The organism is Streptomyces sp. NPDC020780, assembly GCF_044334475.1.
Lineage (GTDB): Bacteria > Actinomycetota > Actinomycetes > Streptomycetales > Streptomycetaceae > Streptomyces.
Genome location: NZ_JBIRTB010000004.1, coordinates 46,659 through 71,922, shown reverse-complemented (window position 1 = coordinate 71,922; position 25,264 = coordinate 46,659). Strand labels below are relative to the sequence as shown.

The following is a 25,264-nucleotide window of genomic DNA, read 5'->3' as shown; positions in this document are numbered from 1 at the left end:
AAGACGACGCACCGGCCGGGACCACGGCCCGCCGGGCCGGCCGACGGGCGGGCCGGTGCCGTCCGAGGACGAGCAGCCACGTTCACGGCCGACGGGTACGCACTGACCCGCGGGTACGCGCTGACCCGCGGGTACGCGCTGACCCGCGGGTACGCGCTGACCCTCGGGTGCGTGCGGCGGCGCCCGCCCGGACCCTTCGGTGCCCCGCCCGGCGCGGATGGCGGGCCCCGGTCTCCCGCCCGGCACCCGCCCGGGCCCCGGTCCGAACCGGGCCCCCTCGGGGACGGGCGGTGCCGGCTACGGCCGGTGGACGACGCCCGAAGCCGGCACCGGGAGACCGGCACACCCGGTACGAAGCGGCGGGGACCGGAACGCGGCAGCAGCCACCGCCCCGGCCCCCTGCGAGGAGCGGGATGCTCAGAGGTACTGGGTGTTGGGGGCCAGCCCGCACATGATGCGGCCGTACAGCTCCAGGTTGGTGTTCGGATGCATGACGGCGTGGAGGTTCAGCGTCTGGACGTCGCGTTCGATGCGCTGGATGGGCACGTCCGTGTAGATCGAGGAGGCGCCGCTCGCCGTGTTCAGGATGTCGACGGCTTCCTTCGACCGCAGGCACGCCGCGCCCGTGTCGAGCCGGACGCGGGCGCGTTCCTCCAGCGTCCACGGCTCGCCGGACGCGTTCTTGGCATCCACGAGGTCGGCGATGCGGTACACGTGGAACTCGGTCTCGTCGATCTTGACCGCCGCCTCGGCGACCTGGAGATGGGTGAGCGGAGCCTGACTCTGGTCGGTGTACTCGGTGTACGTGATCTTCCGGCCGGGCAGCCGCTCGAAGAACACGTCCTTGGCGCCCTTGGCCAGACCCAGCGCGGTAGCGCTGACCGTGGCGCACGCCGTCGGCATGATCGGCGCCCGGTGGATGAGCGCGTCGGCGTTACTGCCGTGACCGCCGTGCCCCTCAAGGATGCCGCCCAACGGGATGTACCAGCCCTCCGGCACGAAGACCTCGTGGGCGACGGTACTGACACTGCCCGACCCCCGCAGACCGGCGGTGTGCCAGTCGTCGTCGATCTCCAGCGAAGCCAGGGGAATCAGGGTCATGACCGGCTGGAAACTGCCGTCCGCCATGGCCAGCACCGCCGCGTTGGTGTTCCACTTGCTGTGCTTGGCCCCGCTGTTGAACGCCCACCTGCCGTTGACGACGATGCCGCCCTTCGCCGGCACCGCCATGGCCGTCGGACTGATGATGCCGCTCACCAGGTCGTCCGGGGAGGCGAACACCTCGTCCTGCACCGTGTCGGGGAAGAGCCCGGCGACCCACGCGCTGATGGACCACACGCCGGCGGTCCACGACGCGGATCCGTCTCCCCTGGCCAGTTCCGCGAGTACCTCGACCTGCGTCCTCATGCCGGACTCGTAACCCCCGAGGCGGGCGGGGAGCCGGGTACGCAGCAGACCGGCCTCCGCCATCGCCTTGATGGTGCCCTCGTGCAACTGGCGGTTCTCCTCGGCCCAGGACGCGTTCTCGCGGAGCGTCGGCACCAACTGCGCCGCGCGGGCGACAAGATCGGCGCGGCTCGGCGAGTCCGCAAGCTCGGTGGTGTCCACAGATTCTCCTTGGGAAGCGACGACAGGGGGGGATGGGGCGGGCACCCGGTGACCGGAGTCCTGGATCACCGTCGCAGGCACCGGTGGGCGCGACATCTCCTGCATTGCGGGGTACGGGCCCGTGACCCCGGCGGCACCCGGGAAACAAGGACTCGAGCATCGGGTGCGGGCCACCCGGCCGTGCGCGCCTGCCGTGCGCCGCACCCCCCGTACGCCGGTGCGCCGGCCCCGGCCCACGACGACGGCCCCGGCGCCGTCCCAGGCATGAGCCCGTGCGGCCAGGGCCCACACCGCTCCCGCCCAGCACGGCACACACCCCCCTGAGGCGCCCACCCCCCGCCCAGCGCACCGGCTGATCCCCCAGCGCATCCCGCCGCCGGCCGCCGCATCTGTGGGCCCGCGCTGCCGGGAAAGCACCCGCTCGACCCAACACTCCTACGTGGAGCACCCGTTCGAACCCGGCCCCGGGACAGGCCCAGGACACCAAGAGCAATCCGGAAGATGCCCGACACCTGACCGGGTGTGAGGCTGACGCCCGGTGAAGCCCTTCCGGTCCACAGGTCCTCCACCGCCGTGCCCACCCGACGGCCGCCCCGGTCCCCAGGAGCCCGTCACCGCCCGCCCGACGGCCTCGACCCGGCCGGAGCCGCCAAAGCCCCCACGGCCGGACACGGCGGCTACCGCAGCATCGACACCCCTCCCGGGGCACGGGAGAAAGCCCGGACCGCAACCCCCCGAACCCCTCACCCGCCCCCCGGGCCTCCACCCCACCGCGGTCCCAGGGACCACAAGCCGCACGGCCCCCTTCACCCCGAACGGCTCACGCAGCCTTCCCGAACGTCTGAAGCCGGAGAGTGCACGCCCATGAGAGCAGCCGTCATTCCCGCGATCAACGCCCGGTGGGAGATCCAGGAGGTCGCGACCCCCCGGCCGGGCCCCGGCGAAGTGCTCATCAAGGTGCACGCGTGCGGGCTCTGCCACAACGACATCTGGGTCTCCCAAGGCGTCTTCCCCTTCCCGGCGTGCCGGCCGGCGATCACCGGACACGAGGCGGCGGGCGAGATAGTCGAACTGGGCCCGGGCACCACGACCCGCCAGGTCGGCGACCGGGTCGGCACCACCTGGGTCCAGGCCGCCTGCGGCCGATGCTCCTACTGCCGGCGCAACCTGCCGCTCACCGGCCAGTCCGGCATGATGTGCGCCGCACCGGTGATGACCGGTCTGACCGCACAAGGAGGCCACGCCGAATACCTCTGCGTGGCCGCCGCGAGCACCGTGCTGCTCCCCGACGCGATCGACTACGTGACGGCCGCACCCGTTCTCTGCGCCGGCTACACGGCCTGGAGCGCGCTGCGCGTGAGCGAACCGCAGCCGCACGAGCGGATCGCCGTCCTCGGCATCGGGGGGCTGGGGCACATGGCCGTGCAGTACTCCCGAGCCTGCGGGTTCGAAACCGTCGCCATCACCCGCTCGTCGGACAAGCACGAACTCTCCGCGCGTCTGGGGGCCGACCTCGTCGTCCGTGACGGGGAGGAACTGCGCGAGGCCGGCGGCGCCGACGTCGTCCTGGTGACCGGCACGTCGTACGAGGCCGCCACCGACGCACTCCAGGGACTGCGGGTCGGCGGGCGGATCGTGCTGGCCACCATCGACCCCTCGGGTTCCTTCACCATCGGCCCCACCACACCGTTCTGGGCGCGGGGCCAGCGCGTGCTGGGCGCCACCCACCACGGGCTGCGCCATCTGACCGAGGCACTCGACCTGGTCGCGGAGGGCGCGGTGACCCCGATGACCGAGGTCTTCCCGATGGACCGGGTCGCGGACGCCGTCGACAAGGCCGGAAGGGGAGAGGTCCGCTTCCGGGCCGTCGTGACGTACTGACCGGCCTCACGCCCCCCGCCCGGTGGTGGGCACAGGATCCCCACCGGCGCCCACCACCGGGCGGATCGCCGGACGGCCGGACGGCCGGACGGACTTCGCCCACCCCTCAGCAGAGCGGAGCGACCCGGCACGCGGGAGGAACGGGCAGGGAAATACCGCACTCTGGAAGACGCCGGGCGGTGGCGCAGCCCGGACAATCCACTTCCGAGACCGGTCGCGGCTCTCTCCCGGCCCTTTTTTGACGACGTTGACGACGAGGCAGGTACGCATGACCCAGGCAACGGCACCCAGTGCGGGCAGACTTCCTTCCCTGACCGCGTTACGGTTCGTCGCCGCGATCCTGGTCTTCGTCTTCCACGCCCACTACCTGGGCATCTTCACCGACACCTCGGTGCAGAAGGCGTACACCTTCGTCACCAGCAGTGCCGGCGGGGTCGGCGTCTCGTTCTTCTTCGTGCTCAGCGGGTTCGTACTGACCTGGGCGGTGAAACCGGCCGACACGATGGGCAGGTTCTGGCGCCGGCGGTTCTTCAAGATCTTCCCGAGTCACGCCGTGGTCTGGCTGATCGTCCTCGCCATGCTGGCCGTATCCGGAACCACGATCGAGGCCGGGCCCGCCACGGCCAACCTCTTCCTGGTGAACGCCTGGGTGCCGGACATGCACAACCTCATCTTCGCGGTCAACGGGGTCACCTGGTCGCTGTCCGCGGAGATCGCCTTCTACCTGCTGTTCCCGTTCCTGATCCTCGGGATCGACAAGATCGGGGCCGACCGGCTGTGGCACTGGGCCATCGCCGTGTCCGCGCTGGCACTGTCGGTCCCGCTGCTGTCCAAGGCCCTCCTCCCCGACACTCCGGCGTTCCCCGGGTACGACCAGTTCTCCTGGCCGCAGATGTGGTTCGCCTACCAGTTCCCGCTGGTGCGCTGCCTGGAGTTCATCGTCGGCATCCTCTTCGCCCGCATCGTCCTGAACGGGCGGTGGATCCGCCTCGGCCTGGGCCCGGCCGCGCTCGGCGTCCTCGCGGTGTACGTGGGGGCGCTGTGGCTGCCCCCACTCTGGTCGTTCGCCGCGCCCTACGCGTTTCCGCTCGGGCTGCTCGTCGCGGCCGCCGCCGCCGACGACCTCGCCGGCCGGGGAACACTGCTGGCCCGCCGTCCGCTGGTCTGGCTGGGCGAGATCTCGTTCGCGTTCTTCCTGATCCACCTCAACGTGCTGAACTCGGCGCAGGCGGCGCTCACGGGGGAGTGGATGGGGTACGGCGCCTTCGACCGGACGTCGTTGAGTACGCCGGCGGCGGTGCTGTTCCTGCTGGGCTGCCTGGCCCTCAGCATCACCCTGGCCTGGCTGCTCCACCGCTTCGTCGAGATGCCGGTCATGCGCCGGTGGTCCAGCCCCCGGCCGCACCGGCCGCCGGTGCCCGCGGTCGATACCGGTGAGGTCAGCACCCCCACGGCCACGGGCTGAACCGATCCGGCGCACCGCCCGGTACCCGCTGCGGCGGGCACCGGGCGGAACGCCTCGTCAGGATCAGGCCGCCTGGGGGTGTTCGGTGACCGGATCCGGGTCCCCGGACGGCGTCGCCGCCTTCTGGCCCAGCGTCATCCACGCCAGGACGAAGATGACCGCGATGATCACGAGGCCGGTGACGGCCACCACGTTCAGCCCGTCGGTGAAGGCGTTGCGGGCCATGTCCAGCAGCGACCGGGCCTGGGCGGCCGGGAGCCCGGCGGCAGCGGAGACCGCTTCGGCCAGCGTCTGGCGGGCCTCGGCGACCGGAGAGCCGGCCATCCCGGACTGGTAGACCGCACCGCCGACGCTGCCGAGCAGGGCGAGCCCCAGGGTCGAGCCGAGAAGGTTGCTGGTCTCCGACATGGACGCCGCCGACCCCGCCTTCTCGGGCGGGGCCGCCCCGACGACCAGGCTGGTGCCGAGCATGAACATCGGCGCGATGCCCAAGGCCACCAGCGCCACGCTCAGGGACACCAGGCCGGGGCTGCTGGTCCTGGTCACCGTGGTGAGCACGGCCAGGCCGACGGAGCACAGCACGAGTCCGCCGAGAATCGCGGTGCGCGACTGGATCCGCCGCACGATCACCGGTGTGACCAGCACTCCGACCGCGATGCCCACACCGGTCGGGGCCTGCCACAGCCCGGCCTCGGTCGGCTCCAGCCCGAGCACGCTCTGGATGAACTGGCTGGACAGCAGCCCCAGCCCGGCCAGCGTCCCCGAGGCGAGCAACATCGCCAGCAGGGAGCTGCTGAACCTGATGTTGCGGAACAGCCGCAGGTCGAGCAGCGGGTTGGGCAGGCGCAGCTGCCGGCGGGTGAACATGACACCGAACGCGACGCCGACGGCGATGGCCACGAACGCCCCCACCGCGGAGCTGTCGTCGCCTGCGGCCAGCTGCTTGATGCCGTAGACCGCCGGCAGGATCGCGGCCAGCGACAGCACCACGCTGACCAGGTCGAGGCGCTTGGCATCGGCGTCACGGTACTCGGGCAGCAGGATCGGACCGGCGATCAGCAGGAGCAGCATGACCGGGATGCTGATCAGGAACACCGAGCCCCACCAGAAGTGCTGCAGCAGGACCCCGCCGATGACCGGGCCCAGGGCGGCACCGCTGAAATTGCAGAAGGCCCACAGCGAGATGGCCGTGCCCATCTGCTTGGGATCACGGAACATGTTGCTGATCAGGGCGAGTGTCGAGGGCGACAGCGTCGCGGCGGCGATGCCCAGCAGGGCACGGGCGACGATCAGCATCAGCGGACCGGTCGAGAACGCCGCGAGCAGCGAGGCGGCCGAAAAGGCGCTGGCGCCGATCATGAGGAGCTTGCGACGGCCGATCCGGTCGCCGAGCGTACCCATGGTGATCAGGAAGCCGGCGAGCATGAAGCCGTAGATATCGGTGATCCACAGTTGCTGGGTACCGGTCGCGCCCAGGTCGGCACTCAGATGGGGCAGTGCGAGGAACAGGACACCGATGTCGAAGGCGACCAGCAGCGTCGGCAGGGACAGTGCGGCCAGGCCCAGCCACTGCCGGCGCCCGGCCAACGGGGCCGTGTCCTGAGTCGTGTCACTCATGTAGATCCTTTCTCGTTCACCACCGCGGGCAGCGCCCGCGCATGGCGCCGTTGCCCGGTAGTCGGAGCAGGTCCCGGGAAACCGACACGCGCCCCGTGCACAGTCGCGAGCGATGCGCGTCGAGCAGGGGCGATCGTGCCGAGGCGCCCGACAGCGTCGCGGTGGCGTACGGCGTGGCCCCCGCACCGCGCTCCGCCCCCTGCCGCCGCCCCCGCAACCCCGTGAAGAGGGTGTGACGCCAGGGATCTGGGCCACCGGGAGGGAAGGCAGTGCGGTCCCGGGGGGTTCCCGGTGAGCCGAAGGCAGACCCGGTGGCACGAGGTGTCCTCGAGCCCCGGCGCACCTCGCGCCGCTGACAGCCATCGCCCCGGCGCCCACCCGTCCACCGCCGTGGTGGCCCACGGACGCAGGCCCTCGGTGTCAGCGGGGCCGGAAGCCCGGAGCGCGGCCGGCCGGGGCGGGAAGCGGGACGGGCCCGGCGTCCGCCACGGGCCGGGGACCGGCCCGCCGAAGACGGCCCGCGCCCGCAGGAGCCGCCAGAGGACGCCACGCCCTGACCGGATGCCTCGCCGATCGTGCGCCGGCGGACCCGGAACACGTCCGTCACCGCGGCCCGCACGGCACCTCTTCGCACAGGGTTCGCCCGACCACCCTCGACGACCCGTGGAGGGGGCCGGCCCTCTACTGCCGTACCGCCCCGGTCGCCGGGTCGAACCGCCCGGCGTGCGGCGTCGTGCCACGCCGGCGCGCCGTGAACTCCAGATACGCCTGCGCGATCAGCAGGTGCATGATCCACACACCCCAGCTGGTGGCCTCGATCAGGACCTGGATGTTCACCTGCAGGCCCCAGTTCAGCATCATCCAGGCGACGATGCGGCCGTAGGTCGTGAACAGCGCGAGCGAGAAGCTGTAGACCATCCAACGGCGGTGCTCGGCGTAGCGGTGCTGACGGGCCTTGCGCCAGGCGTACAGCGTCGTCCCCAGCCACAGGACCGCACCGCAGGCGAGACCGGTGCTCCCCTGGTTGGCACGGTGCGGAACCAGCACGAACAGCACGATGAGCGTCGTGGGGATCACCGCACCGAACACGTACACCCGGCCGGCCAGACGGTGGACCCAGGGGCGCGTACGGCGCAGCTCGGGCCAGGCCTGGAGCATCATCGTCACCAGAGCCAGGTTGCCGGTGACCACGTGGGCGACCAGGAACGCGAAATGCGGCTGGAAGCCCGGGTCGAGCTGGCTCCGGGAGACCTCGGGGTCCGTGGCGAAGTAGTGGGGGAAGGAGTAGAGCAGGTTGAACAGCACCGTCCCGCCCACGACGGCGTACCAGGGGTAGTACTTCTTCCACCAAGGCCGTTTTGTACGGGCCGCGGACCGCCGGCCGGTGTCAGGATCCTCCGGAGGGGGCATCTGGAGGCCTGTCTGCTGACTGTTCTGAGACATGCCTGTCCTCGGCTCTCTCACGGCGGGGGTGGAACGCAGCTAGAGCATCGGACCTGAGGACCCCGGCGGGCATCTTCGTAAGTGCTGTGTCACGAGGGTTTCCGGGCCCGCCGGGCCCCCGTTCACCGGCACGGTGCCCGAAGCCGCCTCCCAGCACGGCACCGCGGCCGCGCAGGCTCTCCCCCTGCCTCCACACGCTCGGGACACACACCGGCCGACACCGGCCCGCAATCCAGGAGATGCCCCACCCCGGCCCCAGACCACATCGTGAAGCCCATGGCCGATGCCGACGACGCGGCATCGGCCTGGCGGCGGCACGCACGCTGCGGTCCGCCGGCGCGGACGCCGTCCTGGCCGACGACGGCGCGGAACGGCCGGGAGGGGGGCAACCGGATACCGGCCGTGCCGGCCGGCGTGTCCGTCACCGGCATGCCCAGCCGGTCCGCCCCCGGGCGGTCTCCGACCGCCCGGGGAAAGCGGCCGGAGCCGCCGTGTCCGACCGGGCCGGCGCACCGGCCCCGGGGACCTGACGGCCCCCGGGAACCCGGGGCAACGCCGCGCTGTGAAGGCCGCACCCACCGAGACGCTCGACACGATCACCCGCTCCTCACCGGCCCGGGAGCTCTTTCCGCCCGGCACCACGCTCACCCGCTCCACTCCCTTCCACCCGGCCGCCCGGCAGGCCCCCCGGCCCCCGGCGGCTGCCCCCGCACCCCGAACCCCGACAAACCCGGAACCGCAGACTCCCGACATCCCCAGCACGATCCCCAGGAGGTGGGCGAGATGCCCCAGGAAACACCCCCGTCGGCGGCCGACGGCGACCCGACCCGCGCCGTCGTGCTGGGCGGCAGCATCGCCGGCCTGTTCGCGGCCCGGGTACTGGCCGAGGCCTACGACGAGGTCCTGGTCGTCGACCGGGACACGGTCACCGGCATCGACGGCCCGCGCCGCGGACGTCCCCAGGGCAAGCACATCAACGCCATGCACGTGCGCGGCCGGATGGTGATGGAAGAGCTCTACCCCGGCATCACCGACCGGCTCATCGCGGACGGCACCCCGGTCGGCGACTACTCCGGCTCGGTCCGCTGGTACTTCCGCGGCCGCCCGGCCAAGCGCGCCGACATCGGCTCCATCGCGGTGCCGGCTTCGGCGCCGCTGATGGAGCGCCGGATCCGCGAACGCACGGCCGAGCTGGCGAACGTCCGCTTCGTCGAACGCTGCGACATCCTGGGCCTGACCGCCACCGCCGACCGCACGCAGGTGACCGGCGTCACCGTCCAAAGGAGCGGCGCGCCCGGCGAGACCATCGCGGCCGACCTGGTGGTCGACGCGACCGGGCGCGGCTCACGCACCCCGGTGTGGCTCGAGGAGATGGGCTACCCGCGCGTCGAGGAGGAGCGGACCCACATCGGGCTGGGCTACGTCACCCAGAACTACACGATGAAGGCCGACCCCTACGACGGCGACCTCGCGATCATCGCTGTCGCCTCACCCGAGGTCCCACGCGGCGTCATCTTCACCCGGACCGAGGGCGACAGGACGCTGATGACCGTCTACGGCATCCTCGGCGACCACCCGCCCACAGACCAGCAAGGGCTGTACGCGTTCGTCAAGGGCCTGCCGGTCCCCGACATCCACGAGGCGCTGAAACACGCCGAGCCGCTGGACGAACCGGTCGCCTTCCGGTTCCCCACCACCCAGCGCCGCCGGTACGAGCGGATGGGCCGCTTCCCGGCCGGCCTGCTGGTCATCGGAGACGCGGTGTCCTGCTTCAACCCGGTCTACGCCCAGGGCATGACGGTCGCGGCCCTGTCCGCCCTCACCCTGCGCAGCCACCTGCACTCCGGCGCCACGCCGGACGCGCGGCAGTACTTCCGCGACCTGGCGCACGACGTCATCGACCCGCCGTGGGAGATGACACGCACCGTCGACCTGGGCTTCGACGGCGTCAAGGGCAAGCGGGACCTCAAACTGCGCATAGGCCAGCGCTACCTGACGATGGTCCAGACAGCGGCGACCCGCGACCCCTCGGTGACCCGCGGCTACATGCGCGCCGCCGGGATGCTCGACCGGCCCGAACAGCTGATGCGCCCCGGCATGATCCTCCGGGTCCTGCTGAACGCGCTGCGCGGCCCGGCCGCGCCGGCCACCGTGCCTCCGGCCGTGCCCGGCGCCCCCCGAACCGCCCGGGACCCCGCCGCCCGGGACCCCGCCGACCGGGTCCCGGCCACCGGAGGGGCCGAGCAGATCCCGGCCCCCACGAGCAAGGAGGACAAGAGCCCGTGACCCGGACGAGGACCGGGACACCGGCGGACACGGCACCCGCCGACAGGGCTCTTCGCAGGCACGCCACGCCGGACCCGCCTGGGCCTCGGCGCGGGGTGATCCGAGGCAGGAAGAAGCCGCCGGGGCCCAGGCGCGTGCCGGCGCCGGCACACCGGCGCAGCCCGAGGAGGCGACCCACCGCACCGAGCCGGACACCGACGCACCGGACCCGCACCCGATCACACACCGGACACGCACGTCCAACAGACACGGGCGGGCGGCCTGCGGGCACCCCCCACACCCCGCACCCAACGCAGTGAGGAGCAGTGACATGACCACTCAGCAGCCGTCGGCCACCGCGGACGTCGCCCAGCAGGTCGCCGCCATCTGGGGCGACGTACTGGGCCCGGGCTCCGACCGGCCCGGCGCCACGTTCGTCGAGCTCAACGGGCAGTCCATCGCCGCGGTCCGGATCGCCGCGAAGGTCGAGGAGCAACTGGGCATCACGCTCGACATCGGCGACCTGTTCGAGGACCCGGACCTGGAGACCCTCACCCGGGGCATACTGGCCCGTCTCGAAGGGTGAGCCAGATGGCCGAACTGACCCACGTCAGCCCTGCCGCACCGCTGGACGAAGTCGTCGAGATCCTGGAACGCGACGGAGCGGTGATCGTCGAGAACTTCGTCGATTCCCAGACGCTCGCCGCGCTCCGGGCGGACCTCGAACTCGGCCTCGATGCGGCCGGTTACAGCGAAAGCGGCTACGACGGCAAGAAGACCAAGCGGCTGTCCAGCCTCTTCCAGCGGTCGCCGCGCCCGATGACCAGCGTGGTCCTCCAACCCCAGTTCCTCGGCGCGGCCCGGCGCCTGCTGCAGCAGACCACGCACATGTGGATCGGCAAACTCCGCATGGAGGTGACTCCGAGCATCCAGATCAGCTTCACCCAGGCGATACGAATCGATCCGGGCCAGGGCCGGCAGCCCCTGCACCGCGACGACGCGATGCACCTGTGGCGGCATCCCGGACCACCGTGCCGACTGCAGCTGATGCTGGCGATGACCGACTTCACCAGCGCCAACGGCGCGACCCTGGTCATCCCCGGCAGCCACCGATGGGACGACGAGCGGGCCCCCGCCTACGCCGAGGCGGTCCCGGCGGTCATGCCCGCCGGTTCCGCCCTGCTCTGGCCGGGCGGCGTCTACCACGGCGGCGGAGCCAACACCACGGACTCACCGCGCTACAGCCTCTCCCTCGCCCTCGACCTGGGCAACCTGCGGCAGGAGGAGAACCAGTATCTCGCCGTCTCCCGGGACACCGTGCTGACCCTGCCGCAGGAGGTGCAGCGGCTGCTCGGCTGGGACCGTTGCCCGCCCGGTCTCGGCCAGGTCGAGACGCAGGACCCGCACCTGCTGCTGGAGCAGACACAGCAGGAACTCGCCACCAGGCCACGCGGCGCCAATCCACTGACGTAGGGCCTGTATCGAGTTCCGGGCCGGGCTCGCGGCGGCCTGCGACTCCGTCTTCGGCGCTGTCGTCGGTCGCGAGGGCTCCGCCCTCGCTCCCTCCTGCGCCGTGCACACGACGCCGCAGGACACCACTCCCCGATCCGGCCCAGAACTCCGTACAGGCCCTGGCGGCCAGGAGCCGGAACCAGCCGGTGCGCCCCGCGAAAGCGGGCGCACCGGCTGCGGCGTTCACGGGCGGCGCGAGTGCGACCCCGCGACGCGGGCGTCAGCCCGGACGGCCCGCCCCCGGCGCTCCGGCCGGAACACCCGGAGCACCACTCGCCGTGGCCGCCGCCTCCTCCCGCCGGAACACCCCTGCACGGCGCGCAGGCCACCGGGGCAGCCGCCACCCCACTCACGACCTCCACCACGGCCGACACCGCTCCCCGGCACGAACAGCCGCCTCCGGACGTCGCCATGACACACCATCAGCACACGCGGGAAACCTGCCGCCCCTCTCAGGGCAGGCGGACGGACAACCCGTGGCGGAACACGTCGAGCGGGTCATAGACCTGCTTCGCGCGCTGCAACCGCGCGTAGTTGTCCTTGAAATACAGCACGGACCAGTCGACCCCCGAGGTGTTCCACCCCGGATCGGCCAGATCGGTGTCGGGGTAGCCGATGTAGGAGCCGTCATTGGTGCCGTCCGGGACCGGCACGCCCCCGCAGTGCGCGTAGACGTCCCGGTAGTACGCACGCACCCAGGCCAGGTGGCGCTCGTCGTCGGCCGGATCGGTCCAGGAACCGGTGCTGTAGGAGGCCTTGAGGACGCTGTCACGCTGCGCCACCGCGGTGGCGCCCGGCGCGACCGCGTTCACCTGGCCGCCGAAACCCGTCAGAACCAGGCACCCCATGGGGTTCTCGTACTCCGACGACGACAGATGCCGGTGGATCGCCGTGATCTGCGCGTCGCAGAACCCGCGCCGCAGATAACCCGCCTTGTTCTTGTACCGGCCCCGCGGATCGCTGGGCCAGCTGTAGGACGGCAGCCACGTCTCCAGCCACGAGGAGGTCCCGGAGGTCACCGACACCGGCTCGGCTTCGATTCCGCGGGTGACCGCCGCGGTGTGGGCCGCGAGGACCCCGGCCGCATCCGGCGCGTCGTCGGGGATCACCGAGGTCAGGACGAACATGTTGCCGGAGCGGTGGGTGATGATCAGATTGCTCCACAACGCCGCGGCCGGTGTGCCCGGCGCACTGTTCTCCTCGTACCAGGCACCGTAGTTGCGCAGCAGGGTGCGGAAGTCGGCCTCCGAGACCGCGTCCCAGGACCACACGGTGTCGCGGCGCAGCACCGCCCGCGGCGCCCGGGGCAGCTGCCGGGCCGGGTCGCCGTCCGGCGTCCCCGGCGTGCGCAGCCAGTACTTCGTGACCACGCCGAAGCTGCCGCCCCCACCACCGGTGTGCGCCCACCACAGGTCGTGGTGCGGGTCCTCGGGCCGGTCGCTGCCGACCACGGTCCGGGCCCGGCCGTCCGCGCCCACGACGACCGCCTCGACCGCCGCGACATGGTCCACCACCAGGCCGTCGCGCCGGGACAACGGACCATAGCCGCCGGCCGCGATGTGCCCGCCGACGGCCACCTCGAAGCAGGTCCCGGCCGGGATGGTCACACCCCACCCGTCGTGCAGCGTGCGGTAGACATGCTCCAGCCGCGCCCCCGGCTCCACCACGAAGGCGTCACGCCCCGCGTCGTGACCGACGTGGTCCAGCGCGGACAGGTCCAGGAGCACCTGCACGTCCGGATGCGCCGTGAAGTCCTCGAAGCAGTGGCCGCCGCTGCGCACGGCGATCCGCCGGCCGGCGTCCACGGCCGCCTGGACCACACCCTGCACATCGGCGGCACCGGTGGCGAGCCGGACCTCCTCGGGCCGGCCCACGAAGCGATGGTTGTAGCCCTCGACCAGGGCGGGGTAGCGGGGGTCGTCGCGGGTGACGACGGCGGCGGTCGTGTCCGTCATGGCGGCCTTCCTCACAGGTTCGCGGTCTGTGCCCCGACCGTGCCACCGCCGGCGGGCGCCGGGCATCTCAACGTGTGCGCACATGCCCGGGCGCCCGGACGCCCCGCATATACAATGAGCCGGTGCGTCCCGATCAACGCCTGGAAAACCTCCTCGCGGAGCTGCGGCCCTCGGTCCTGGGCGCCCTGGTCCGGCGCCACGGCCAATTCGACGGCTGTGAGGACGCCGTGCAGGAAGCGCTCGTGGCCGCTGCCACCCAGTGGCCCGCCGAAGGCGTCCCCGACAACGCGCGAGCCTGGCTCCTGACCGTCGCCGGACGCCGCCTCACCGACAGCTGGCGCAGCGACCGTGCCCGCCGCACCCGTGAGGCCACCGTCGCCTCGATGGCACTGCCCCAGGCGTCGCTGGCCCCGGCCCCCGACGACGACCTGGTCTCCGTCGACGACGACACCCTGATGCTCCTGTTCCTGTGCTGCCACCCGGCGCTGACCCCGCCCTCACAAGTCGCACTGACCCTGCGCGCCGTCGGCGGCCTGACCACCGAGGAGATCGCCCGCGCCTTCATGGTCCCGCACACCTCGATGAGCCGGCGCATCTCCCGCGCCAAGCAGCAGATCAAGAACGCCGGCATGACCTTCCGCATGCCGCCGGAACCCGAACGCCCCGACCGCACCCGCGCGGTCCTGCACGTCCTCTACCTCATCTTCAACGAGGGGTACACCGCCACCGCCGGACCCGACCTGCTGCGCCCGGACCTGACCGCCGAAGCCATCCGCCTTACCCGCCAGGCCCACCGCGTCCTGCCGGACAACGGCGAAGTCACCGGACTGCTGGCGCTGATGCTCCTCACCGAAGCACGCCGCCCCGCCCGCACCCTGGCCGACGGCACCCTTGTCCCGATGGCCGAGCAGGACCGCTCCCGCTGGAACGCAGACCTCGCGAAGGAGGGCCTGGCACTGGTCGTCGACGCCCTGGCCCGCCCCGGCATCGGCCTCTACCGCCTGCAGGCCGCCATCGCCGCCGTGCACGTCGAGACACCGGAAGGCGGCGAGACCGACTGGCTGCAGATCCTGGCCCTGTACGACCTGCTGGAGCAGATCGCGCCCGGCTCGGCGGTGCGCCTGAACCGCGCGGTGGCGATGGCGATGGTCAAGGGCCCCCGCGAGGGCCTGCGACTGCTGGAACCGCTGGAACAGGACCGCTGGATGACCGCCAGCCACCGGCTCAGCGCGGTGCGGGCCTACCTGCTGGAGATGGACGGCGGTCTGGACAGGGCACGAGAGGCCTACCGGACCGCGGCACGACAGGCCGTGAGCGGGCCGGAACAGCGCTTCCTCATGGAGCAGGCGCAGCGGGTGGGGGCCGCACTGGAGGACAAGGCACGGTAGGGGAGCGCGGCCGGCCGGCTACCGACAGGTGACAGACCGATGACCGGCAGCAGGCGCGCCCCTCCGGCTCGACCGCCACCGTCGCCCGGGCGAGCGGGCCGAGCCTCTTCGAGCCCGCGCCGCCGCCGCTGAGCACTCTGACGGATGCTCGCGCGACAACCCGGCCCGCACCCTGGGAAGGAGAGCCGCCACGCCACCCCCAAGGGGAGTTCATGCCCGACACCGCGCCCATCGCCTTCCCCGGCGACCCCGCCTACGACGCCGCCACCGGCGTGTTCAACCTCGCCGGCCCAGCACACCCCGCCGCCGCACTCACCGCCACCGGCCCCGACGACGTGCGGGCGGCCATCAGCCATGCCTCGGCGCACGGCCAGGGCGTACGCGTCCACACCACGGGCCACTCCGCCGGCGCGGCCCCCCCGATGACCGGCGCCCTCCTGATCCGCCCCCTCCTGTCCGGCGGCGTCGAGATCGACCCCGGCCGCCGCCGGGCCCGCATCCCCGCGGGCACACCCTGGAGCGCCGTCATCCACGCCGCCGCACCCCACGGCCTCGCCGCACCCCACGGCACCTCGGGCACCGTCGGCGCCATCGGCTACCTGCTGCACGGAGGGGTGAGCCTCTACGGCCGCAAACTCGGCCTGGCCGCCAACCACATCCGCAGCGTCGACATCATCCTCGCGGACGGACACCTGCGCCGCGTGAGCGCCGAAGAGGACCCCGAACTCTTCTGGGCCCTGCGCGGCGGAGGAGGCGGCTTCGGCGTCGTCACCGCCGTCGAGATCGACCTGTTCCCGGTGCCCGAACTCGTCGCCGGCGCCGCCTTCTGGCCGTGGGAGCACGCCGAGGCCGTGGTCGGCACCTGGTACGACTGGACGCTGCACGCACCCGAGGAGGTCTCCACCTCCCTGCGCGTGATGAACCTGCCCGACCTGCCGGAAATCCCGCCGATACTCAAAGGCGGCCCGGTGGTGTGCGTCGCCGGCGTCGCCCTCGCCCCCGCCCCCGCACGCGACCTGCTGGACCCGCTGCGCAAGATCGGCACGCCGGTACTCGACACCTGGCAGGACTGCGGTCCCGAACTGGTTCCGGACGTCCACATGGACCCCGACGAGCCCGGCACCTTCATCGGCGACCACCTCCTGCTCGCCGAGCCGGGCCGCGAAGGAATCGCCGCGTTCCTGCGGATGACCGGCGAAGGCTCCGGCTCCCCCCTGATCGCCGCCGAACTGCGCCAACTCGGCGGACGCATGGCCGTCGCCGCCCCGGCCGGCGGCGCACTGAACCGCCTGGACGCACGCCTGGCCTACATGGGCGCCGGCGTCCCCGAACTGCGCGGCACACCGCAGGAGATCACCGAACACTGCGACAGGGTGCGCGCCGCCCTCGGCCCCTGGGACACGGGCCGGACCGCGCCCGGCTTCGTGAAGGGCCTGGACCGGCCGCGCGGGCACCTGTCCGAAGCCGACGTCCGGGCGGTCGAGCGGATCCGGGCACGCGTGGACCCCGAGGGCCTGTTCCGGGGCGACGCGATGCCGGAGACCACGATCGTGCCCTGACCTCGGCACGCACGAAGACGCCCCGCGCCCCCTGCCCTGCCATCGTCGAAGACATGCCCCAGGCGATCGCGGACATCTCCGGCCCCTCGACAGCTTCGTCGCCGGCCCGGCGACAGCCCCGACCGCCACACCCTGGGCAGGGGCGGCGAGCGCCTGCACCGATGGCTCTTCGCGCCCGACCCCCGGCACACCCCGGCCGCGGCGGCGACCGGGCAGGGGGCGCCGGCACCACGGGCGAGTCCTTCACCCGCACCGGCGCGGCCCTCATCGGCCGCCGCGTGCTCGACCACGGCCCGCAGACATGGGGCGACGAACCGTACTTCCCCGTACCGGACTTCGTCGCGACGGTCGCACCGGCCGCTGCCGCTGCCGCCGCGCCCGAGGTCCGGCGGCACCCCCTCGAATGCGCCACCACCACCGGCACCGTCACCGAAACAGTCGGACGAGCCGTCGCAGCGGCCGGAACACCGGGCAAGGACGTAGCGGTGCAGGGCGGCGGACAGACGATCGCCACTGCCCTGGCCGCCGGCGTCCAGGACGAACGGCACCCGCACATCGTGCCCGTGCCGCCCGGAGGCGGCCCCGCCCGCTGTCCGCACAGCCCACGGATCGCGCGATCACGCCCCAGACGACGCGCGCGTACCTCTCGTGGGTGTGACCCATGGACTCCCTCGCGTTCTCCCACAGGAAGGAAGGCACAGATGCTCTCCGACAAGGTGATGCTGGTGACCGGCGTCGGCCCCGGCCTCGGCCGCGAGATCGCGGTCCGCGGCGCCGAGGCCGGAGCCGACGTGGTCCTGGCGGCCCGCACCGGGACGGTCCTGACGTCGGTGGCCGCCGAGGTCGAGTCCCACGGCCGCCGGGCCCTGGCGGTCCCCACCGACATCCTCGACCCCGACGCCTGCCGAACCCTGACCGAGCGCGCCCTGGACACCTTCGGCAGGGTCGACGTGTTCGTCAGCAACGCGTTCGCACCCCCGGCGATGGGCGACCTGGCGACGATGGACCTGGACGCCGTGCGCGCCTCCCTGGAGACGGACGCCCTGGCCGCGCTGCGCCTGGTCCAGCTCCTGGCGCCGACCCTGAGCGGACACGCAGGATCCGTCGTGATGGTCAGCTCGGCGGTGGTGCACCACTCCCGCCCCCACTTCGGCGCCTACAAGGCCTCGAAATCGGCGCTGCACTCCCTGGCCGGCAGCCTGGCCACCGAGCTCGGCCCCAGCGGCGTCCGGGTCAACACCGTGGTGCCCAACTACATCTGGACCGACGGACTGAAGAGCTGGTTCGCGACGCAGGCCGCCGAGCAGGGAGTGACGCTGCAGGACGTCTACGCCCGGACCGCGGCCGCCTTCGACCTGCGCCGGCTGCCCGACCCGGGCGACGTCGCCAACGCGGTGCTGTACCTGGCCTCGGACCTGGCCAGGGCGATCACCGGGCAGAGCCTCAACGTCGACGCGGGCGAATTCCACTCCTGAGAGCGCCCCGCACGACCGTGCCGCACCGTCCCGGCAGGCCGCGAGGCGGTGCGGTGATCCGGCCGCTCGTGCGGGTGGGGGCCCTCGGCCACGGAGCGCGGACACCCGGTCGTGGGCCCCGACAGAGCCGTCACCCCCCGCCGCGGCCGGAGCGGTCGCCCCCACCGCGCGGGGACGGACCGGCCGCGGCCACAAGGCATCCGGTGCGTCCTTTGCAGCGGCGCGGCCCCACAACTCCCGCCCCCCGGGCCCGGGGTTCGGCTCGCGACGGCCACGCCGGCGCCGCACGGCCCCCTGGCAGAAGGCAGGAGCCCCGGCCCACCCCATCCGCCCACCGCCCGGTCACCAGCCGCCGGCCGTGTGCGCACAGCTCCGTGCCCGGCCCGCCCGCATCCCCGACGCCCCGAGCGCCGCCCACCGCACCCGGGACCGCCCGGCTGTGCGGGCCCCGGCGGACACCGCCGGGGCCCCACCCTGGCCGACCTCGGCACGCGAGAAGCGGCCCGACGGCCTTCCCACCCCCGGACCGGCAGGCAGGACTACGCCTCCGGAGCGGGCCGGCCACGCAAGCTCGCCAGCCTGAGCTGGGCGAACCCACGGTTGGCCACGGTAGTGAGCAGCACGGCCGAACTGGCGTGCGTACGACCGGTGGACAGGTCGCGCCAGACCCGTTCCAGACGGGTTCCCTCACGTACCGCCTGGCTACCGGCGGTCGGCTGGAGGATCTCGTCCACCGCCCGCCACGCCAGATCCGTGGCCTCCCGGCAGGTGAGCGCGATCCGCACGTCCTCCTCGGCGGTGAACGCCCCGACCGGCAGCCCGGACAGCTCGTGCCAGCGCCGCGACGCCGCGAGAACCAACGTCTCGGCGGCGTCGATCATGCCGCTGGCCTTCCCGTACCAGAGCTGGAAGTCGGGATCCTCCGCCCTGGGCAGGAACGGCGGGACGATCGTGGTGCGGGAGAACATCAGCTCCGTGTACGCGTCGAGCGCGCCCTGGCACATACCGACCGCGATGTGCGCGCCCTCCAGAGCCATCGAACTCGCCGGTGCGCCACCGTACTGCGGATGCGCGTGCAGCTCCCGCCCCGGAGTGCCCCCGGTCACCGAGATCTCCTCGAAATTGACCTCGATGCCGAAGTGGCCGGGAATGTGCCCGCCGCGCATCCGGATGCTGTGCGAACCGCTGCCCTTGAGACCCAGCTGCCCACCCCAGTCATCGAGCATCTCCCACTGATCGCGGGGCGCGATGAACAGCAGCCGGCGCGGCGGGTCCGCGTCATCCCCGGCGATCACGGTGTTGCCGATCAAGTGGGTCGCGTACGGCGCGCCGGAGCAGTACCTCCACACACCGTCCAGGATCCAGCCGCCGTCCTCGGCGCGCGTGGCCGTCCCGTACGGGGTGTTGACGAGCGGCGCGATGAAGTCGCCGCCGCGGAAGATCTCGGCCTGCGCCTTCTCCTGGAACATGCTGCCGGCGAACAGCGAGTGCGCGGCCCCCAGGCAGAACATCCAGCCCGTGGACGGGCAGGCACGGCACAGGACCATCGCGACCTGCAGGAACGTGTCGAAGCCCAACTCGTAGCCGCCGTACCGTCTGGGCACCGTTATGCGGTAGAAGCCCGCGTCGCGGAACGCCCGATGGGTGTCCTCGGCGTAGAAGGTCCGCTGCTCGGTCTCCTGCTGGCGCGCCACCAGGGCGGGCACCATGGCCTTGGCCCGCTCGATCAGCACGGCCGGGGTGACGTCGGCCTCGGACAGCACGGCCGCGCCCCGCGCGGCGTTCTCGGTGTCGGTCATGGCGCCGGCCCTCAGATCGCCGCGTCCGGGCCGGCGAGCAGATCGCCGATCACCTCGAGGAACCCGGCCGCCTGATCTTCGACCTCGGCCTGCTCGAAGAGGTGACGGCTGAAGCTGAGCCCGCCGACCACCTCGGAGTCGCTCAGGTGCATCGACCAGATCATGCCGTCCGGAGTGTCGGAGCCGAGCGGCTGGGGGATGACCCGCCGCCAGATCGCCGTGTACTCGAGGTCACCGATCCGCTCGCCCTGCGTCAGGTAGGGCGGCTGGACGGCCTGGAACAGGGTGGGCACCGCGTCGGGGCCGGCCGAGGACATCAGCTCGGGCGCCTCGGCGAGGACGTGCAGCAGCGGCAGCTCGTGCGAGAACGCGCCGACGCAGGCCTTCCTGGTGCGGGCGACGACATCACGGAAGGTCCGGCACCCCTCCAGATCGACCCGCAGCGGGGTGAAGTTGAAGAACGACCCGACCGTGGACTGGAAGCGGTGCTCACGCCCCGGCGTGAAGGTGGGCACCACGATGTCCGTCGCCCCGGTACGGCGGTTCACGAAGACGGTGAACGCGGCGAGCAGCACCATGAACGGCGAGCTGCGCGTCTCCTTGGCCAGCCGGGACACCTCCGCGCTCAGGCGCGCGTCGGTGGTGAACCGGTGATAACTCGTCGCGGGGGACTGCCCGGTGCGGTGCACCGGCGCGACCAGGATCTTCGCGCCGCGCAGCGTCTCGCGCCAGTACGCCCGTGAAGCGGCCACCGCCGGCCCGCCGGCCTCCTCCTGCTGCGCGGTGACGTAGTCCCGGTACTGGGCCACCTCGGGCAGCCGCGGCTCGCCGCCGGCCGCGCGCGCCGTGTAGCAGTGCGCCAGGTCCCGCAGGATCACCTGGATCGACCAGACGTCGGCGGCGCTGTGGTGGGCGCACAGCACCAGGACGGAGTCCTGCTCGTCGAAGCGGCCCAGAACGGCCCGCAGCAACGGAACCTGGTCGGCCGGGAACGACCGGGTCTCCGCCTGGATCATGAGCTGCTCGGCGCGCCGGTCCCGGTCCGCGCCCGGCGGCTCCTCCAGGTCGACCAGCTCCAGCTCCGGCTGCACGGCGGGCAGCACGCTCTGCGCGCCCCCGTCCTCCAGACGTACCAGGGTGCGCAGCGCCTCATGCCGCTCGACCACATCGGCCAACGCCCCACGCATGGCTCCCACGTCGACGCGGCCGTGGATCCGCCACGCGAAGACCTCCGTGTAGTGCGGCCCGAACGGGCCGGTTCTGAAGCCGCCCTGGGCGAACATGCAGAGAAACTGCTGCTGCAGGGAGAGCGCCGTGGTTGCCTGCGGGGACTGCGAAGTCGTGGTCATGGGGGATCTCTCCTCAGAAAAGACGGACGCTGCCGTTGCCGGGGGCGTCGATCAGCGCGTCGCGTATCGAATGCGGCGGCCACCGGAGCCATGCCGACCCCACCCCGGCCACCGCGGTCGGCCGGCACGCCGCGCATGCCGGCCGGGAGAAGCGTCGGGTTCGTCGCGACCGGCGTGAGGGCCGGATACCGCACACGTCCGTCACGGACGAAGCGGCCGGCCACGGCAGTTCGCGCCGTGGAAGACTCCGGCACGACCGGGCGCGACGGCTTGGTCCAGCCCTCCGCCACGGGGCCGCGTCTCGATTCTCATCACCGCGTGGAGCCCCGCGCATCTTCGTGATTGCGCCCCCGCCCACCGCCCCGGCCGGCAGATTCGACCCCAGGCCGCCGCCCCGGGTCGGTGTCGGTGGCCTGGGCGAGTCCGGCCCCGGCCCCGGGCGGCGGTCAGTGCGCCGAGCCGCTGCGGGGCATCGGCCTCGGTGGCGGCGTGGCCCGTCCGCACACCGTGGCGGACTGCCACCACCCCCGGCACCGGCGGCCTCGGCACGAGGAGTACACGTGAGACACCGGCAGCTCACAGGGGGCGTGCCGCAAGGGACCGGGGAACGGGCGCCAGGACGCGCCGCACGAGAACGTCGTCGCACCGAAGCCGCCCCCGTCCCGGCGAGCTGCCCGCGGCCGGGGCCGGCGACCCCCCGCACGCGGCCTCACGCTCCCGCCCGGTCCGGCACGTATCCCCGCCGGGCCGCGTCCGGCAGGTCAGTACCCGGGTTTGCGGACGGTGATCACCGCATAGCCGATCCGGTCGGCCCCCGGCGCGAAGAATTCCTCCAGCGTCTGCCGGAGTCCGTCGACGGCCACCTCGCCGAACCGGCCGGCCAGCTCCTCGCGCCGCGTATCCACGGCCTGCAGGTACTTGGGGCCCATCCCGAACACCCGCGGCCCGCACTGCAGGTACTCCGCCGGCTCGAACCCGGCCTCCCGCAACGTCTCCAGCCACTCGGCCACCGACAGCATCCGCTTCGCCCCGAAGCCCGCCGCGAACCGGCCGGCGGCCGCGACATCGAGGCCCTCCCGGGTGGGCTCGGTCAAGCACAACAGGCCGCCGGGGCGCATCGCCCGGTACAGGCCGGCGAGCGTATGCCCGAGGTCACCGACATAGACGAGGGACTCCATCGCCACCACCGCGTCGAAGCCGCCGTCCGGGAAGTCCAGCGCACCGTAGTCGCCGACCCGGAACGTGACCTGGTCGGCCAGCCCGGCCGCCCGGACCCGGGCCCGCGCCTCGGCCACCTGGCGGGTGCTGATATTGACGCCGGTGACCCGCACCCCGTACTCGGTGGCGAGCTGGATGGCCGGCGCCCCCAGACCGCAGCCGACGTCGAGGACCTGGTCACCCTCACGCAACCGCAGCGAGTCCGCCACCTTGCGGGTCAGCCGCCGCGCCGCCTCGATCAGCGGAGCCTCGTCCTCCTCGCCGTACCAGTAAGCCAGATGCACCTGGCCGTCGTTGAACACATTCGACATGTCGGACGACTCGTCGAACATCTCGGCGATCTCATCCGTCTCCGGCGTCCGGCCGGCGGTCGTCGCGCTGTCCATGGCTTCTCCTCTCGCGAGGGGACCAGATCCACCAAGCCCTGCCCCAGCGTCGCAGCGGCGGCAGGGCCGGGCATCTCCCTGCGTGCGCGGCCACCGCGACGCGAGACCCCGCCCCCCCGGCCCCGCTCGCGGCGTGCCACCAGCAGGCACCCGGGGCGGGCCCGGCGCCCGACCGGCCCGCCGGCCCACCGGGGCGCAGGGCCGCCGGGGGCCGTGGTCACAGCACGCCGCCCCCGGCTCCCGTCCGGGAGCCGGGGGCGGCAGTCACCCCGCTCAGGCGTCGCCGTCGGGCTTCGGCGCGAACCCGTCATGCAGGACCGGCCACATCTCGACCGGGCTCTCGCGCGCCCACGGCATCTGCGCCGCGATCTCGCGGGCCCGCTCGGCCGACTCCACCTCCAGGAGGTACAGGCTGCACACGAACTCCTTGGCCTCCAGATAGGGGCCGTCGGTGGAGAACGGAGCACCGTCCTTGTTCCGCACCAGCGAGGCCTCGCTCCGGTCACCGAGGCCGTAGGCCGCGAGCAACTCGCCGGAAGCCCGGTAACGGGAGTTCCAGGCGTCCTGCTCCGCGATCTCCTCGTCCAGCACCTCGGCCGGGATCGAAGCCCACTTCTCCTCGTTGCCGTAGATCATGAGCAGGTACTTCAAGTCAGCCTCAGCCTCCCCGGGCCACGCGCGACGACCCGAACGAATGTGTGAAATCCGGTGGAAGTGATCGGCTGGATCACGTTACTCACCTTACGGAAGGCCACTGTACGAGATCCGGCGCAGGACGCCCGGGCCCCGCACAGGGCGCGCCGGTACACCGTGCCGCAACCCCGCCACCTGCGGTCCGTGCCCCATTCCGCTCCACCCCAAGCCCCGTTGGGACAACGAGCGCACGCCATGTCCGGCCCACGGCCCGCACATCCGGACCACCACCCGCACCGGCCTCACGGCCATCGGCCCCCTCCGGCCGGGAGCCGGGTCCGCACCGTGGAAGACGCCCGCCGCGACGCCCCCGGACACCATAGGAACGACCACTCCTCACCCGCCCTCACAGGAGGCAGACGTGGACGACGACCCGCTCTTCGTCATCGACCCGGCCGGGACCGACATCCACGCAGAGGCGGCCCGGCTCCGGGCCCGCGGGCCGATCACCCGGGTGCTGCTGCCCGGCGGGGTCGAGGCCTGGTCGGTGACCGGCTACCACGCCGCCCGGCAGGTCCTGGCCGACGAGCGGTTCGCCAAGAACGCCCGCCGGCACTGGCCTGCCTACGCCCAGGGCACCCTCGGCCCGGACTTCCCGCTCATCGTCTGGGCCCGGATGGACAACATGTCCACCGCCGACGGTGAACCGCACGCCCGCCAACGCCGCCTCGTCGCCGGTGCGTTCAGCCCCCGGCGGATCGCCATGCTGCGACCGCGGATCCAGCGGATCGTGACACGCGCACTGGACGAGCTGGCCGACCACACGGCCCAGCGGCCGGGCGAACCCGTCGACCTCAAGGCGCGCTACGCACACCCCGTGGCCTCACGCGTCATCGGCGAGCTGCTCGGCGTACCCGACGGCGACCCGGACGGCATCCTGGACCGCGCCGGATACGTCGAACCCGACCCTCGGAAAGCGGCCGTGGAGTTCGCCTCGCTGCGGAGCAAGATCGAGGCCCTGGTCGCCCACAAACGCCTGGAACCGGGGGAGGACCTGATCAGCGATCTGGTCGCGGCCCAGCCGAGCGGGTGCCCGGTGACCGGGGCGGACAGCGGGTCCGACGCCGAACTGGTCGGCCTGGCCCAGCTGATGCTCAACACCGGTGCCGAACCCGCCAGAAACCTCATCACCAACGCCGCGCTCGCGCTCCTGACCCGGCCCGGCCAGCGCGCCCTGGCAGAGGGCGGCGCAGTGGACTGGGACGACGTGGTGGAGGAGACGCTGCGCACCGACGCACCGGTCGCGCACCTGCCGTTCCGGTTCGCGACGCAGGACGTCACGATCGCCGGCGTGACCATCTCCCGCGGCGACCCGGTGGTGGTCGGCTACGCCGCGACCGGCCGCGACCCGGAGCTGCACGGCGACGCCGCGGGGGAGTTCGACGCCCGGCACACGGACAAGCGGCACGTGGCGTTCGGCCACGGCGCCCACCGCTGCGTCGGCCCGGCCCTGACCCGGATGGAGGTGAGCATCGCCGTCGAGGAACTGTTCACGCGCTTCCCCCGCCTGCGGCTCGCGGTGGACCCGGCAGAACTGGCCGGCCAGGGCACCTTCATCATGAACGGCCGACTCGAGCTGCCGGTCCATCTGTGAGGCGCACCGCAGCACCCCGCACGCACTGACACGGCGGCCCTGACCGGCCGCCCCCGC

Annotated in this window: 17 protein-coding genes; 9 read left to right on the top strand and 8 right to left on the bottom strand. The window is 72.7% G+C overall.

Features of this window, described 5'->3' with window-relative positions; all coding sequences use genetic code 11:
- Nucleotides 1-417: 417 nt before the first annotated feature.
- A complete protein-coding gene (locus ACH4VO_RS09270) occupies nt 418-1,608 on the bottom strand; it encodes an acyl-CoA dehydrogenase family protein (RefSeq protein ID WP_360988688.1) in 1,191 nt (396 codons plus the stop codon).
- Nucleotides 1,609-2,472: 864 nt separating this feature from the next.
- On the opposite strand from ACH4VO_RS09270, the gene ACH4VO_RS09265 reads away from it, so the two are divergent.
- Together ACH4VO_RS09265 and ACH4VO_RS09260 are read left to right on the top strand one after the other, a co-directional pair.
- Entirely contained in the window at nt 2,473-3,489 is a 1,017-nt protein-coding gene (locus ACH4VO_RS09265; RefSeq protein ID WP_360988690.1) for an alcohol dehydrogenase catalytic domain-containing protein, read from the top strand.
- Nucleotides 3,490-3,757: 268 nt separating this feature from the next.
- Complete coding sequence (locus ACH4VO_RS09260; RefSeq protein WP_360988692.1) at nt 3,758-4,954, top strand: acyltransferase; 1,197 nt, start codon at nt 3,758-3,760, stop codon at nt 4,952-4,954.
- A gap of 63 nt (nt 4,955-5,017) precedes the next feature.
- Here ACH4VO_RS09260 and ACH4VO_RS09255 read toward each other — a convergent pair whose 3' ends face one another.
- Both ACH4VO_RS09255 and ACH4VO_RS09250 read right to left on the bottom strand, forming a co-directional pair.
- Nucleotides 5,018-6,571: an MFS transporter gene (locus tag ACH4VO_RS09255; RefSeq protein ID WP_360988694.1), complete on the bottom strand. Its 1,554-nt coding sequence runs from the start codon at nt 6,569-6,571 to the stop codon at nt 5,018-5,020.
- A gap of 681 nt (nt 6,572-7,252) precedes the next feature.
- Nucleotides 7,253-8,014 (bottom strand): DUF2306 domain-containing protein, encoded by a 762-nt coding sequence (locus ACH4VO_RS09250; RefSeq protein ID WP_360988696.1) that lies wholly within the window; start codon nt 8,012-8,014, stop codon nt 7,253-7,255.
- 783 nt (nt 8,015-8,797) lie between these two features.
- Here ACH4VO_RS09250 and ACH4VO_RS09245 point away from each other — a divergent pair.
- The 3 genes from ACH4VO_RS09245 to ACH4VO_RS09235 all read left to right on the top strand — a co-directional run bounded on the left by ACH4VO_RS09245 (nt 8,798) and on the right by ACH4VO_RS09235 (nt 11,752).
- Nucleotides 8,798-10,300 carry an FAD-dependent monooxygenase gene (locus tag ACH4VO_RS09245; protein ID WP_360988698.1) on the top strand — a complete coding sequence of 501 codons (1,503 nt, stop codon included), beginning with the start codon at nt 8,798-8,800 and terminating at the stop codon, nt 10,298-10,300.
- Between the two features lie 310 nt (nt 10,301-10,610).
- A complete protein-coding gene (locus tag ACH4VO_RS09240) occupies nt 10,611-10,865 on the top strand; it encodes a phosphopantetheine-binding protein (protein WP_360988700.1) in 255 nt (84 codons plus the stop codon).
- 5 nt (nt 10,866-10,870) lie between these two features.
- Complete coding sequence (locus ACH4VO_RS09235) at nt 10,871-11,752, top strand: phytanoyl-CoA dioxygenase family protein (RefSeq protein WP_360988702.1); 882 nt, start codon at nt 10,871-10,873, stop codon at nt 11,750-11,752.
- A gap of 491 nt (nt 11,753-12,243) precedes the next feature.
- Here ACH4VO_RS09235 and ACH4VO_RS09230 read toward each other — a convergent pair whose 3' ends face one another.
- The gene (locus tag ACH4VO_RS09230) at nt 12,244-13,746 is read right to left on the bottom strand and encodes an FAD-binding oxidoreductase (protein ID WP_360988704.1); all 1,503 of its coding nucleotides are present in this window, start codon (nt 13,744-13,746) and stop codon (nt 12,244-12,246) included.
- A gap of 122 nt (nt 13,747-13,868) precedes the next feature.
- Between ACH4VO_RS09230 and ACH4VO_RS09225 the strand changes: the two genes are divergently transcribed.
- The 3 genes from ACH4VO_RS09225 to ACH4VO_RS09215 all read left to right on the top strand — a co-directional run bounded on the left by ACH4VO_RS09225 (nt 13,869) and on the right by ACH4VO_RS09215 (nt 18,168).
- A complete protein-coding gene (locus ACH4VO_RS09225) occupies nt 13,869-15,134 on the top strand; it encodes a sigma-70 family RNA polymerase sigma factor (RefSeq protein WP_360988706.1) in 1,266 nt (421 codons plus the stop codon).
- A 212-nt stretch (nt 15,135-15,346) separates the two neighbouring features.
- Entirely contained in the window at nt 15,347-16,693 is a 1,347-nt protein-coding gene (locus tag ACH4VO_RS09220; protein WP_360988710.1) for an FAD-dependent oxidoreductase, read from the top strand.
- Between the two features lie 701 nt (nt 16,694-17,394).
- The gene (locus ACH4VO_RS09215; RefSeq protein ID WP_360988712.1) at nt 17,395-18,168 is read left to right on the top strand and encodes an SDR family oxidoreductase; all 774 of its coding nucleotides are present in this window, start codon (nt 17,395-17,397) and stop codon (nt 18,166-18,168) included.
- A gap of 539 nt (nt 18,169-18,707) precedes the next feature.
- On the opposite strand, the gene ACH4VO_RS09210 is transcribed toward ACH4VO_RS09215, so the two are convergent.
- The 4 genes from ACH4VO_RS09210 to ACH4VO_RS09195 form a co-directional block, all read right to left on the bottom strand.
- Nucleotides 18,708-19,967: an acyl-CoA dehydrogenase family protein gene (locus tag ACH4VO_RS09210; RefSeq protein ID WP_360988714.1), complete on the bottom strand. Its 1,260-nt coding sequence runs from the start codon at nt 19,965-19,967 to the stop codon at nt 18,708-18,710.
- A gap of 11 nt (nt 19,968-19,978) precedes the next feature.
- A complete protein-coding gene (locus ACH4VO_RS09205) occupies nt 19,979-21,316 on the bottom strand; it encodes a condensation domain-containing protein (RefSeq protein ID WP_360988716.1) in 1,338 nt (445 codons plus the stop codon).
- A 761-nt stretch (nt 21,317-22,077) separates the two neighbouring features.
- A complete protein-coding gene (locus ACH4VO_RS09200) occupies nt 22,078-22,920 on the bottom strand; it encodes a class I SAM-dependent methyltransferase (protein ID WP_360988718.1) in 843 nt (280 codons plus the stop codon).
- A 273-nt stretch (nt 22,921-23,193) separates the two neighbouring features.
- A complete protein-coding gene (locus tag ACH4VO_RS09195; protein WP_360988721.1) occupies nt 23,194-23,571 on the bottom strand; it encodes a YciI family protein in 378 nt (125 codons plus the stop codon).
- Nucleotides 23,572-23,974: 403 nt separating this feature from the next.
- Here ACH4VO_RS09195 and ACH4VO_RS09190 point away from each other — a divergent pair, with 403 nt between their 5' ends.
- On the top strand, nt 23,975-25,207 hold the full coding sequence (locus tag ACH4VO_RS09190) for a cytochrome P450 (protein WP_360988724.1): 1,233 nt from the start codon (nt 23,975-23,977) through the stop codon (nt 25,205-25,207).
- Nucleotides 25,208-25,264: the final 57 nt, after the last annotated feature.